Source organism: Agromyces cucurbitae (genome assembly GCF_058349945.1).
Genome location: NZ_JBYRES010000002.1, coordinates 714880 through 727036, shown reverse-complemented (window position 1 = coordinate 727036; position 12157 = coordinate 714880). Strand labels below are relative to the sequence as shown.

At 69.1% G+C, this 12157-nt stretch carries 15 protein-coding genes; 1 reads left to right on the top strand and 14 read right to left on the bottom strand.

Features of this window, described 5'->3' with window-relative positions; all coding sequences use genetic code 11:
- Nucleotides 1-10: 10 nt before the first annotated feature.
- From rplW to rpsJ, 4 genes are read right to left on the bottom strand one after another with little or no spacing between them, the layout of a single operon-like run.
- Nucleotides 11-313, bottom strand: coding sequence for a 50S ribosomal protein L23 (gene rplW / locus AC3RJ6_RS10165; RefSeq protein WP_153685731.1), 303 nt, complete (start codon nt 311-313; stop codon nt 11-13).
- Nucleotides 310-969, bottom strand: coding sequence for a 50S ribosomal protein L4 (gene rplD, locus AC3RJ6_RS10160; protein ID WP_491426942.1), 660 nt, complete (start codon nt 967-969; stop codon nt 310-312). Before rplD ends, rplW begins: the two co-directional genes overlap by 4 nt.
- A gap of 3 nt (nt 970-972) precedes the next feature.
- Entirely contained in the window at nt 973-1632 is a 660-nt protein-coding gene (gene rplC / locus AC3RJ6_RS10155) for a 50S ribosomal protein L3 (protein ID WP_491426941.1), read from the bottom strand.
- A gap of 8 nt (nt 1633-1640) precedes the next feature.
- Nucleotides 1641-1949 (bottom strand): 30S ribosomal protein S10, encoded by a 309-nt coding sequence (rpsJ, locus tag AC3RJ6_RS10150; protein WP_017201594.1) that lies wholly within the window; start codon nt 1947-1949, stop codon nt 1641-1643.
- Nucleotides 1950-2457: 508 nt separating this feature from the next.
- On the opposite strand from rpsJ, the gene AC3RJ6_RS10145 reads away from it, so the two are divergent.
- Entirely contained in the window at nt 2458-2916 is a 459-nt protein-coding gene (locus AC3RJ6_RS10145; RefSeq protein ID WP_491426940.1) for an OsmC family protein, read from the top strand.
- A gap of 21 nt (nt 2917-2937) precedes the next feature.
- On the opposite strand, the gene AC3RJ6_RS10140 is transcribed toward AC3RJ6_RS10145, so the two are convergent.
- From AC3RJ6_RS10140 to AC3RJ6_RS10095, 10 genes are all read right to left on the bottom strand, one after another.
- Nucleotides 2938-4143 carry an acyltransferase family protein gene (locus AC3RJ6_RS10140; RefSeq protein WP_491426939.1) on the bottom strand — a complete coding sequence of 402 codons (1206 nt, stop codon included), beginning with the start codon at nt 4141-4143 and terminating at the stop codon, nt 2938-2940.
- A 139-nt stretch (nt 4144-4282) separates the two neighbouring features.
- Nucleotides 4283-5473, bottom strand: coding sequence for an elongation factor Tu (gene tuf, locus AC3RJ6_RS10135; RefSeq protein ID WP_491426938.1), 1191 nt, complete (start codon nt 5471-5473; stop codon nt 4283-4285).
- A 113-nt stretch (nt 5474-5586) separates the two neighbouring features.
- Entirely contained in the window at nt 5587-7701 is a 2115-nt protein-coding gene (gene fusA / locus AC3RJ6_RS10130) for an elongation factor G (protein ID WP_491426937.1), read from the bottom strand.
- Between the two features lie 84 nt (nt 7702-7785).
- The gene (gene rpsG, locus AC3RJ6_RS10125; RefSeq protein ID WP_136708465.1) at nt 7786-8256 is read right to left on the bottom strand and encodes a 30S ribosomal protein S7; all 471 of its coding nucleotides are present in this window, start codon (nt 8254-8256) and stop codon (nt 7786-7788) included.
- Nucleotides 8256-8630, bottom strand: a complete 375-nt coding sequence (rpsL, locus tag AC3RJ6_RS10120) for a 30S ribosomal protein S12 (protein ID WP_022889720.1) — start codon at nt 8628-8630, stop codon at nt 8256-8258. The genes rpsG and rpsL overlap by 1 nt, the downstream gene beginning before the upstream one ends.
- A gap of 253 nt (nt 8631-8883) precedes the next feature.
- Nucleotides 8884-9540: a spermidine/putrescine ABC transporter substrate-binding protein gene (locus tag AC3RJ6_RS10115; protein ID WP_491426935.1), complete on the bottom strand. Its 657-nt coding sequence runs from the start codon at nt 9538-9540 to the stop codon at nt 8884-8886.
- A 74-nt stretch (nt 9541-9614) separates the two neighbouring features.
- The gene (locus tag AC3RJ6_RS10110) at nt 9615-10103 is read right to left on the bottom strand and encodes a DUF6121 family protein (protein ID WP_491426934.1); all 489 of its coding nucleotides are present in this window, start codon (nt 10101-10103) and stop codon (nt 9615-9617) included.
- 53 nt (nt 10104-10156) lie between these two features.
- Nucleotides 10157-10711, bottom strand: a complete 555-nt coding sequence (locus tag AC3RJ6_RS10105) for a hypothetical protein (protein ID WP_491426933.1) — start codon at nt 10709-10711, stop codon at nt 10157-10159.
- A gap of 86 nt (nt 10712-10797) precedes the next feature.
- Nucleotides 10798-11085 (bottom strand): WXG100 family type VII secretion target, encoded by a 288-nt coding sequence (locus AC3RJ6_RS10100; protein ID WP_491425109.1) that lies wholly within the window; start codon nt 11083-11085, stop codon nt 10798-10800.
- Between the two features lie 121 nt (nt 11086-11206).
- Nucleotides 11207-12157, bottom strand: coding sequence for a hypothetical protein (locus tag AC3RJ6_RS10095; RefSeq protein WP_491426932.1), 951 nt, complete (start codon nt 12155-12157; stop codon nt 11207-11209).

The window sequence follows — 12157 nt, the reverse complement described above, 5'->3', positions numbered from 1 at the left end:
CCTCTGCTCCTTAGCCGACAGCCGTGAAGATGTCGATCGAGCCGGACTTGAGGGTGACGATCGCGCGCTTGGTGTCCTTGCGCTTGCCCATGCCGAACCGCGTGCGGCGGGTCTTGCCCTGGCGGTTCAGGGTGTTGATCGACGCCACCTGGACGTTGAAGATCTTCTCGATCGCGAGCTTGATCTCGGTCTTGTTCGAGCGGGGGTCCACGATGAACGTGTACTTGCCCTCGTCGATCAGGCCGTAGCTCTTCTCCGAGACGACGGGCGCGATGATGATGTCGCGCGGGTCCTTGTTGTGTGCGGCGCTCATGCCGAGACCTCTTCCTTCTTCGCCGACTTCGCGGCCACGAAGGCCTCGAGCGCGGCGGTGCTGAAGACGATGTCGTCGGAGACGACCACGTCGTAGGCGTTCAGCTGGTCGACCGCGAGCACGTGCACGGTCTCGATGTTGCGGACCGCACGCTCGCTGAGCTCCTCGCCGCGGGCGAGGACCACGAGGTGACGACCGGCGGGGGCGATCTTGCCGAGGAGCGCGACGGCGTCCTTCGTCTTCGCGACGTCGCCGGCGACGAAGCCCTCGACCGCGTGGATGCGCGAGCCGCGGGCACGGTCGCTGAGCGCGCCGAGGAGCGCTGCGGCGATCATCTTCTTGGGCGTGCGCTGCGAGTAGTCGCGCGGCTGCGGGCCGTGGACGGTGCCACCGCCCTTGTGCTCGGGAGCGCGGACCGAGCCCTGGCGCGAACGGCCGGTGCCCTTCTGCTTGAAGGGCTTGCGGCCCGAACCCGAGACCTCGCCGCGGTTCTTGGTCTTGTGCGTGCCCTGGCGCGCAGCAGCGCGCTGGGCGACGACGACCTGGTGGATGAGCGGAACGTTGGTCTGCACGTCGAAGAGCTCGGCGGGCAGCTCGACGGTGCCGGACTTCTTGCCGGTCGCGTCGAGGACGTCGATGGTGTTGGCGGTAGCCATGGACTACGCCCCCTTCACTGCGTTGCGGACGAAAACGAGACGGCCGCGCGCACCGGGAACGGCGCCCTTGACGAGCATGAGGCCCTTCTCGGCGTCGACGGCGTGCACGCGGAGGTTCAGCACGGTCACGCGCTCGCCACCCATGCGACCGGCCATGCGCATGCCCTTGAAGACACGGCTGGGGGTCGACGAAGCACCGATCGAACCGGGCTTGCGGTGGTTGCGGTGGGCACCGTGCGAAGCGGAGACGCCCTTGAAGTTGTGGCGCTTCATGACACCGGCGAAGCCCTTGCCCTTCGAGGTGCCGACGACGTCGACCAGCTGGCCGGCCTCGAAGGTACCGTCGACGGTCAGCTCCTGGCCGGCCGAGTAGCTGGCCGCGTCGGCCGTGCGGATCTCGGTCACGTGGCGACGGGGCGTGGTGCCGGCCGTCTTCTCGAAGTGGCCCTTGAGCGGCTGCGACACCTTGCGGGGGTCGATGGCGCCGGCGGCGATCTGGACGGCCTCGTAGCCGTCCTTCTCAGCGGTGCGGATCTGGGTGACGACGTTGGGAGCGATCTCGATGACCGTCACCGGGACGAGCTTGTTGTTCTCGTCCCACACCTGGGTCATGCCGAGCTTCGTGCCGAGCAGACCCTTCACGTTCTTGGTAGCGGAAGACATCTGTTACCTCAGAGCTTGATCTCGATGTTGACGTCGGCCGGGAGGTCGAGACGCATGAGCGAGTCGACGGCCTTGGGCGTCGGGTCCACGATGTCGATGAGACGCTTGTGGGTGCGCATCTCGAAGTGCTCGCGGCTGTCCTTGTACTTGTGGGGCGAGCGGATGACGCACACCACGTTCTTCTCCGTCGGAAGCGGCACGGGGCCGACGACCGTGGCGCCCGCGCGGGTCACCGTGTCGACGATCTTGCGCGCCGAGGTGTCGATGACCTCGTGGTCATACGACTTCAGTCGAATGCGGATCTTCTGTCCCGCCATTGCTGACTCTCTCTCTGTCAAGGCGTCTTACCCCTTCCGAGGGCATCGGACGCCGCGTAGTCACTCCGTGTGAAGCACCACTGTTCTTCTGTCAAAGGCCGGTGATCGAGCCTGTCGAAACCACCCGCCCGGTCACCCGGGGCGGTGCTCTCGACACGCTCGACCTTCGAGCCCCAACCGGCGCGCACGCGCACGGGTCGCCCCGGGCGTGTGGTTGTCGGTTGTGTGTTCTCCTGCCTGCGGCCTAACCTGACCCCGGAAGCACCGGGTGGTTATGCACTGCCTGACAGTGATTCGAACGCGCGCACGAGGGCACGCGTTCGAAATGTTGAACTCAACGAGTTTGCCATACTCGACGGGTCCGTGCAACCCGGGCGTGTCGCGGCCGCCCGACTCCCAGCGAGCCCGCAGTTTCGCCGCTGATCGCGCGGGTCGTGCCGCGAACCGGATGCCTCGTGCGCGCGCTCCGTCATGATGGAGGGACACCCGCGAGACCGAGGAGGGGCCCATGCCCGAGACCATGCCGCAGCCGAGTTCGAACGAAGGTCCGGGCAGCGTCTCGGCGACCCGGGTGGGCACGCGTCGCTACGTCGGTCGCAACGCGCGAGGTGCGACGGTCGCGATCGGCGGCCTCGATGTCGAGGGCGAGCACTTCTCCCCCGGCGAGCTCCTGAAACTGGCCCTCGCCGGCTGCGTCGGCCTCTCGGTCGACCGGCCGATGACGCGCCGGCTCGGCGACGACGCCGAGCTCACGGTCTGGGCGCACGGACAGTCGGAGGAGGCATCCAACCGCTACGAGCGGATCGGCGAGGAGCTGCTGCTCGACCTGTCGGGGCTCGAGCCGGCCGAGCGCGACAAGCTCCTCGACATCATGGTGCGCTCGATCGAGCGGGCGTGCACGGTCGGCCGCAGCGTCGAGGGCGCGATCGACGTGCACACCGTGATCGACGGCACCGAGATGCGCTGAGCGGATCCCTCCCGGACCCCGTCACTCCCGCTCGCACGCGGCCGGCCGCTCGGCGGCCATGCCCGGGGCGACGATGCCCGCCCCGACGATCACGACGACGAGCCCCGCGAGGCCCGACAGCAGGAACACGGGGCGCAGCCGCAGCCCGTGGCGGCCGTGCCGGAACGGGTCCTCGATGTAGCGCTTCGAGAGCCCCGCGACCACGAACGAGAGCACGACGAGCATCGCCATGAGCCACGGCGGGCTGGGCATGCCGGTCAGGTACGGCACGAACATGAAGATCGGCCAGTGCCAGAGGTAGAGCGAGTACGACACGTCGCCCATCCACTGCACCGGCCGCAGCCCGGCGACGCGCGCGGGCGACCAGGCGACCTCGGGCATGCCCGCCCAGATGACCGCGAGGGTCCCGACCACCGGCACGAGCACGACGAGGCCCGGGAACACGTCGGGCGAGCGGAACGTCACGATCGGCACGGCGATGAGGGCGAGCCCCGCCCACGAGACCGCGGCGCGCAGCCCGGCTCGGCCGGTGAGCGGCGCCCGGCTCGCGATGGCGAGGATGCCGCCGATGCCGAACTCCCACGTTCGCGCGAACGTCGAGAAGTAGGCGAGGTTCGCGTCCTGCGCGGTGAGCACGACGGAGTGCACGAACGACGCGACCGTCACCGCCGAGAGGAGGGTCAGCACGACCGTCGTCGAGCCCGCGCTGCGCCGTGCCGCGAACCACAGCGCCGCGATGAGCAGCAGGGGCCAGAACAGGTAGAACTGCTCCTCGACCGACAGCGACCAGAAGTGCTGCACGGGGGTCGACTCGAGGTCGGCGCGCCGCGGGATCTGCGAGTCGACCGCGAGCTGCCAGTTCTCGTAGTAGAGCGCCGACGCCACGATCTCGCGGAACCACTGGCGCCACTCGCGCTGCGGGACGACGAGCAGGGTCATGGCCGAGACCGCGGCGAGGGTGGCGAGGGCGGCCGGCAGGATCCGCCGCGCACGGCGCAGGTAGAAGTCGCGCAGCGAGATGCGACCGGTCCGCTCGGCCTCCCGCATCAGGAGGCCCGTGATGAGGAACCCGGAGACGACGAAGAAGACGTCGACGCCCATGTAGCCGGCCGGCGCGACGGCGGGCCAGCCGTGATGGAGCACGACAGAACCCACCGCTACGGCCCGGAGAGCCTGGATCTCGGGGCGTACCGCAGATCGTTCGAGGAGGGTGGGGGAACCGCCCATCGCCTCCCAGCGTACGACGAACGGGGACCCGGCCTCCAGCCCGGAGTGTCCGTCGCCGCCCCTGTCCCGCCGGGTACGACGAAGGGGGCCGGGCCCCCGATGTGGAAGCCCGACCCCCTTCAGGTCGCGATCGCGAAGATTACTTGATGATCTTCGTGACGGTACCGGCGCCGACGGTGCGGCCACCCTCGCGGATGGCGAAGCCGAGGCCCTCCTCCATGGCGATCGGCTGGATGAGCTCGACCGTCATGTCGGTGGTGTCGCCGGGCATGACCATCTCGGTGCCCTCGGGCAGCGTGATGACGCCGGTGACGTCGGTGGTGCGGAAGTAGAACTGCGGACGGTAGTTCGCGTAGAACGGGTTGTGACGGCCGCCCTCGTCCTTCGAGAGGATGTAGGCAGTGCCCTCGAAGTTGGTGTGGGGGGTGACCGAGCCCGGCTGCACGACGACCTGGCCGCGCTCGACGTCCTCGCGCTTGGTGCCGCGGAGCAGGAGACCGCAGTTCTCGCCGGCCCATGCCTCGTCGAGCTGCTTGTGGAACATCTCGATACCGGTGACCGTGGTCTTCTGCGTCGGGCGGATGCCGACGATCTCGACCTCGGAGTTGATCTTCAGCGTGCCGCGCTCGGCGCGGCCCGTGACGACCGTGCCACGGCCGGTGATGGTGAAGACGTCCTCGATCGGCATGAGGAACGGCTTGTCCTTGTCGCGCACCGGGTCGGGGATGTTGTTGTCGACGGCCTCCATGAGGTCGAGGATCGACTGGACCCACTTCTCGTCGCCCTCGAGCGCCTTGAGGCCCGAGACGCGGACGACCGGAGCGTCCTCGGCGAAGCCCTGGCTGGCGAGCAGCTCCGAGACCTCGAGCTCGACGAGCTCCAGGATCTCCTCGTCGTCGACCATGTCGGCCTTGTTGAGGGCGACGAGCAGGTACGGCACGCCGACCTGCTTGGCGAGCAGGACGTGCTCGCGGGTCTGGGCCATCGGGCCGTCGGTCGCCGCGACCACGAGGATCGCGCCGTCCATCTGAGCCGCACCGGTGATCATGTTCTTGATGTAGTCGGCGTGACCCGGGGCGTCGACGTGCGCGTAGTGGCGCTTCGGCGTCTCGTACTCGACGTGCGAGATGTTGATCGTGATACCGCGCTGACGCTCTTCGGGAGCCGAGTCGATCGACGCGAAGTCGCGCTGCACGTTGGTGGCCGACGGGTACTTGTCGGCGAGCACCTTCGAGATCGCGGCGGTGAGCGTCGTCTTGCCGTGGTCGACGTGACCGATCGTACCGATGTTGACGTGCGGCTTGGTCCGCTCGAACTTGGCCTTAGCCACTGTGGGTCCTCCTCAGGACTCGTGTAGGAACTCCGGGCGCTGGATTGCGACCGGCGTGCTACGGGGGTTGTGTTGTTATGTTACGCGAACCGGAAGGTTCGTGCGGGCAGGGACTATTCGCCCTTGTTCTTCTGGACGATCTCGTCGGCGACAGCCTTCGGGACCTCCGCGTAGCTCTCGAACTCCATCGAGTACACGGCGCGGCCCGAGGTCTTCGACCGCAGGTCGCCGATGTAGCCGAACATCTCCGAGAGCGGGACGTGCGCACGCACGACCTTCACACCGGCGGCGTCCTCCATGGACTGGATCTGGCCGCGGCGCGAGTTCAGGTCGCCGATGACGTCGCCCATGTACTCCTCGGGAGTACGGACCTCGACGCTCATCAGCGGTTCGAGCAGGACGGGGTTCGCCTTCCGAGCGGCCTCCTTGAAGCCCATCGAGCCGGCGATCTTGAACGCCATCTCCGAGGAGTCGACGTCGTGGGCGGCACCGTCGATGAGGCGCGCCTTGACGCCCACCATCGGGAAGCCGGCGAGCACGCCGTACTGCATGGCGTCCTGGAAGCCCGCGTCGACCGAGGGGATGTACTCGCGGGGGATGCGACCACCCGTGACCTCGTTCGAGAACTCGTAGGTCTTGTCGCCCTCGACCTCGAGCGGCTCCAGCGCGAACTGGATCTTCGCGAACTGGCCCGAACCACCCGTCTGCTTCTTGTGGGTGTAGTCGTGGCGCTCGACCGCGCGACGGATCGTCTCGCGGTAGGCGACCTGCGGCTTGCCCACGTTCGCCTCGACCTTGAACTCCCGCTTCATGCGGTCGACGAGGATGTCGAGGTGCAGCTCGCCCATGCCCTTGATGACGGTCTGGCCGGTCTCGGGGTTGAGCTCGGTGCGGAACGTCGGGTCCTCTTCGGCGAGCTTCTGGATCGCGGTGCCCAGCTTCTCCTGGTCGGCCTTGGTCTTCGGCTCGATGGCGACCTCGATGACGGGCTCGGGGAACGTCATCGACTCGAGGACGACCTGGTTGTCGGGGTCGCACAGCGTGTCGCCCGTGGTCGTGTCCTTGAGGCCGATGACGGCGTAGATGTTGCCCGCGGTGACCGAGTCGACCGGGTTCTCCTTGTTGGCGTGCATCTGGAAGATCTTGCCGATGCGCTCCTTCTTGCCCTTGGTCGAGTTGACGACCTGGGCACCCGAGTCGAGGTGACCCGAGTAGACGCGCACGTAGGTGAGGCGACCGAAGAAGGGGTGCACCGCGACCTTGAACGCGAGCGCGGCGAAGGGGTCGTTGGCGTCGGGGTGACGCTCGATGATCTCTTCCTCGTTGCGCGGGTTGCGGCCCTCGATGGCGGGCACGTCGAGCGGCGACGGCAGGTAGTCGATGACCGCGTCGAGCATCGGCTGCACGCCGCGGTTCTTGAACGCCGAGCCGCACAGCACGGGGTAGATCTCGGAGTTGACGACCATCTTGCGGATGGCGCCCTTGATCTCGGCGATTGTGAGCTCTTCGCCGCCGAAGAACTTCTCGAGCAGCGCGTCGTCGGTCTCGGCGACGGTCTCGAGCAGCACCTGGCGGTACTCGTCGGCCTTCTCCTTGAGGTCGGCGGGGATCTCCTGGACCTCGTACTTGGCGCCCATGGTCACGTCGCCCTTGGCGTCGCCGGGCCACACGAGGGCGCGCATCTCGATGAGGTCGACGACGCCGATGAAGTCGTTCTCGGCGCCGATCGGGAGCTGCAGCACGAGCGGCTTCGCGCCGAGGCGCGAGACGATCGTGTCGACCGTGAAGTAGAAGTCGGCACCGAGCTTGTCCATCTTGTTGACGAAGCAGATGCGCGGCACGTTGTACTTGTCGGCCTGACGCCACACCGTCTCGGACTGGGGCTCGACGCCCTCCTTGCCGTCGAAGACAGCGACTGCGCCGTCGAGCACGCGGAGCGAGCGCTCGACCTCGACCGTGAAGTCCACGTGGCCGGGGGTGTCGATGATGTTGATCTGGTTCTTGTTCCAGAAGCAGGTGACCGCGGCGGACGTGATCGTGATGCCGCGCTCCTTCTCCTGCTCCATCCAGTCGGTCGTCGAGGCACCGTCGTGCGTCTCGCCGAGCTTGTGGTTGACGCCCGTGTAGAACAGGATGCGCTCGGTGGTGGTGGTCTTGCCGGCATCGATGTGCGCCATGATGCCGATGTTGCGGACCTTGCTCAGGTCGGTGAGCACGTCTTGTGCCACGGGGGTTCCTCCGGAAGGTTCAGGAACGGAAGTGTGAGGGAGGGCGGATGCCGCGGCTCGCGCCGCGGCATCCACCCGGCCCGACTACCAGCGGTAGTGGGCGAACGCGCGGTTCGACTCGGCCATCTTGTGCGTGTCTTCGCGGCGCTTGACCGCGGCACCGAGGCCGTTCGAGGCGTCGAGGATCTCGTTGGTGAGACGCTCGGTCATGGTCTTCTCGCGGCGAGCCTTGGCGTAGCTGGTGAGCCAGCGGAGCGCCAGGGTGTTCGCGCGGTGGGGCTTGACCTCGACGGGGACCTGGTAGGTCGAGCCGCCGACGCGGCGCGAGCGCACCTCGAGCGTGGGGCGCACGTTGTCGAGCGCCTTCTTGAGGGTGGCGACCGCGTCCTGGCCCGACTTGGCGGCGACGTTCTCGAGCGCCTCGTAGACGATGCGCTGGGCGAGGTCCTTCTTGCCGTCGATCAGGATCTTGTTGACGAGCTGGCTGACGACCGGCGAGCCGTACACCGGGTCGGCGACGACGGGGCGCTTCGGAGCGGGACCCTTGCGAGGCATTACTTCTTCTCCATCTTCGCGCCGTAGCGGCTACGAGCCTGCTTGCGGTTCTTCACGGCCTGCGTGTCGAGCGCACCGCGGATGATCTTGTAGCGGACACCCGGGAGGTCCTTCACACGACCGCCGCGGACGAGCACCATCGAGTGCTCCTGCAGGTTGTGGCCCTCACCGGGGATGTAGGCCGTGACCTCGGTGCCGTTCGAGAGCTTCACACGGGCGACCTTGCGGAGCGCCGAGTTCGGCTTCTTCGGGGTGGTGGTGTACACACGCGTGCACACGCCGCGCTGCTGGGGGTTGGCCTTCAGGGCGGGAGCCTTGGTCTTGGTGACCTTCGGCGAGCGACCCTTGCGGACCAACTGCTGAATGGTTGGCACTGCTTCTCCTTGTTGTGCTGCACGGTGACAGCGATGATGGATTTCACATCAGACCCGCCGGCGCCGCAGAACTGCGGAGCCTCGGTGGTGGGTATGCCGTGGGGGTGAGCCGCGGAACTCCGCGGGCACCCGAATGTGCACGCGTGAACGCGCACACCCGATCAATGGTAATGCCGCGTAACCTCGCGGTCAAATGACGGTCGGTTCGGTGCCGGACGGCACGGCCCGCGACCCCGCGCTCCGCTCGATCGGGTCAGGCGGGCCCGCCGGTCCAGCCCGGCGCGTCGAGCTCGCGATCGAGGTCGGCGAGCATGTCGGCGACCTGCGGCTCGACGAGCCGCTCGATCGCGTTGCCGATGCGGTAGCGGTGCTGGGCGAGCTCGACGCAGATTCGCCGGCCGAGCTGCTTCGCGAACTCGTCGGCGAGGCGCACCTCTTCGCGGAGCGCCTCCTTCTCCTCGGGCGTGAAGGGCCGGGGCGCGGGCTCGTTCGCCTCGGCCGCGGCCGAGGCCTCGAGCCCGCCGAGCGTGAAGAGGAACGGCTGGTCGGGCACCGGCTCGGGGTCGAGCTCGAGCCCGAGGTACTCGGGGTCGAGTCCCTCCCCCGCCCGGTACGGGCGCCTGGCCTTGCGCTCCTCGGCGAGGCGGATCTCGCGGTGCAGCATCGGCAGGTTGCGCGCCGTGTAGTCGTCGACGGCGTCGTCGATGATGCCCTTCATGCGCATCGAGAAGGCGTGCTGCACGGGGTGCGGCACGTCGACGTCGAGGCCCGCGGCCGCGATGATCGGCGACCCGAAGCATCGCTGGCAGAGCCTGACGCGGGCGCGGTGGGTGCCCGGCCGCCACCGCGGCAGCCATTGCAGCCAGCGGTCGACCTCGTGGCTCACGCGCGCCTCGACCGAACCCTCCATCGGGTTCACGATACTGCGCACGGCGCGCCCGTGGTCACCTCGCGGGCGACCGGCGCGCCTCGCGAGGCATCCCGTCATCGCTCGTCGTCGTGCTCCCACGGCCAGCGCGGGCGTTCCATGCCGCCCTGCCGGCCGCGCGCGACGAGGACCGCGAACGCGGCGGTGACGAACGCGCAGACCGGTACGAGCAGACCGAACCAGCCGAGCCCGAGCACGAGGCCGAAGCGCAGGCTCTCCCCCGGCGCGTCGGCCGAACCGAGCAGGCGGGCCGCGGTCGCGACCACGACGAACGCGAGCCAGGCGACCACCGCCGCGATGACGACCGTCGCGGCCATGCGCTCGGGGTGGCGGAGCCGCACGCCGAGGGTGACGAACACGGCGGCCACGGATGCCGCGACCGCCGCCGGCGCGACGAAGACGCCGACCGCCGGGTCGCCGACGACCTCGATGTCGGCGAGGAGGCTCACGAACCCGAACCCGCAGACGACGAGCGCGAGGTCGAGGGCGGCCGCGAAGCTCGCGACGACCCAGGCGTTGCGGGTGCGGAGTTCGTCGTCGGCCATCTTCCGAGGCTACGCCCCATCGCCTCGCACGTCGCCGGGCCGGGTCGCCGGGCTCAGTCGACGACGCGCAACGAGCGCACGATCGCCTCGAGCGACGGCGCCGCGTGGGCGACGAGCTCCTCGGGCGCGGGGCTGACCATGACCCGCACGGTCGCCTGCTCGCCCTGCAGGAGGTAGGCGAGGCCGGCCGCCGGACGGAGGCCTGGCTGCGGCGCGAACCGGCACCGGACGGCGATGCCCGAGCCGAGCCCGGTCACGTCGATGGGGTCGACCACGGGGCGTCCGTCGAGCTCCGCGTCGCCGAGGAGCGCCTTGACGAGCGACCCCTCGATCGGCTTGGGGTCGGTGACGCCGATGCTCGCGATCAGGCCGACGGCCCCCGGGCCGGGCAGGTACAGCAGGCCCGCCGCGGCGCCGGGCAGGACGCGGGACGGCGCCTGAAGGGCGAGTGCGCGCACGGCGGCGAGGCGCTCGGCCGTGGCGTCGGGGTGGCGCTGCCGGAATCCGGCGACGACGTCGTCGGCCCACGCCGCGGCACCGTCGCCGTCGGAGTCGCCGGCCGGCACCCGTACCCAGGAGGCGTTCGGTGCGTCGATCTCGAGTCTCATGCCGTCCAGCATCGCACGCGTTCGGCCGTGGAGACGACGAAGGGAAGCGGCGACGCCGCTTCCCTTCGTGAGTGCGCGTGGTGCGATCAGTTGCCGGCGAGGGCCTGGTCGGTGTCCTTGATGGCCTGCATCATCTTGCGCAGGGACTCGCCCATGTCGCTGATGCCCTCGATCGCCTTCTCCAGACCCGTGGTCAGCTCGGTGTACCCCTCACCGAACTTGCCCGACGCGTGCTGCGTCTTGAAGTCGTCACCGAGCAGACGGTCGACATCGTCCTTCAGGCGACGCAGCACGTCGCCGATCTCCTCACGACCCGTGTCGAGACGGCCCGCCATCGACTCCATCTCACCGTACGACGCCTTGAAATCAGCCATGATCACATCCGATCCGTTTGAAAAGCCCTGTCACCCGATCGAGCGACCTCCATGAGACTAACCGCTGGGTCGATCCGGGGTGAATGGGGAGCACTCCCCATGCCGCCGCCGGCCCGACGGGTCAGCAGAGCCCCTCGCGCAGGCACTCCTCCGCGGTCTCGTCGTCCAGCAGCCGGCGGAGGTAGAGCACACCGACGCCGTCGACGACCGCCGCACGGCGTACGAGCGCCTCGGCGTCGGACTCCCCCGCGAGAATCGCACGGAGCGACGCGAGCGACTCCCGATCGATCCGGTCGGCGTCGGCCGACGCGTCGGCGAGCGCGCGCTCGGCGCCCGCGATCGCGTCGGGCAGGTGCACGCGGCGCCAGGCGCGGAACTCGACGAAGGCGCGCAGCATGAGCACGATCGCGACGACGAACATGATCGAGCCGATCACGATCGGGGCGGTGACCCACCACCACTCCGTCGCCACGTTCCACCAGAGCGAGACGAGACCGAGGGCGTCGAGCACGGCGAACCCCATCAACAGCGCGGGTGGGAAGTGCTGCGCGAGCAGATTGCGGCGCTTCGGTTCGACGAAGGCCATCCAGACCGCCGCCGCGAGCGACAGCGCACCGCCCCAGAGTGCCGCAGGCTCCGCGTCGAGCAGGAATCCGCCGTCGCGGGAGGGGAAGGCGAGCACCGGCCCGCAGATCGCCGCGAGGATCGCGACGACGAGCGGCCACAGCGGCGCGCGGCGCGCACTGCCGGATCCCGAGCGTTCGAGCCCGCCCACGAACGCCTCGTCGGCGCGCCGGTTCGCCGCGACCCTGGCCTCGGCGTCGTGCTCGGCGAGCGCCGCGACGGCCGGCTGCAACGCGCCGCCCGCCGCCTCGCGCTGCAGTCCGAGCATGATCGTCACGAGACCGGGCCCGTCGATCGCGTCTCCCTCCGCGTAGGCCCGCACGGCGCGGCGCCGGTTCTCGCCCGCGTCGCCCACCTCCGCGATCGCCGTGGCCGCAGGCTCGACCCGGCCGACGACCTCGACCCACGGCACGCCCGTCGCGGCATCCTGCTCGTTCTCGTTCGCCAT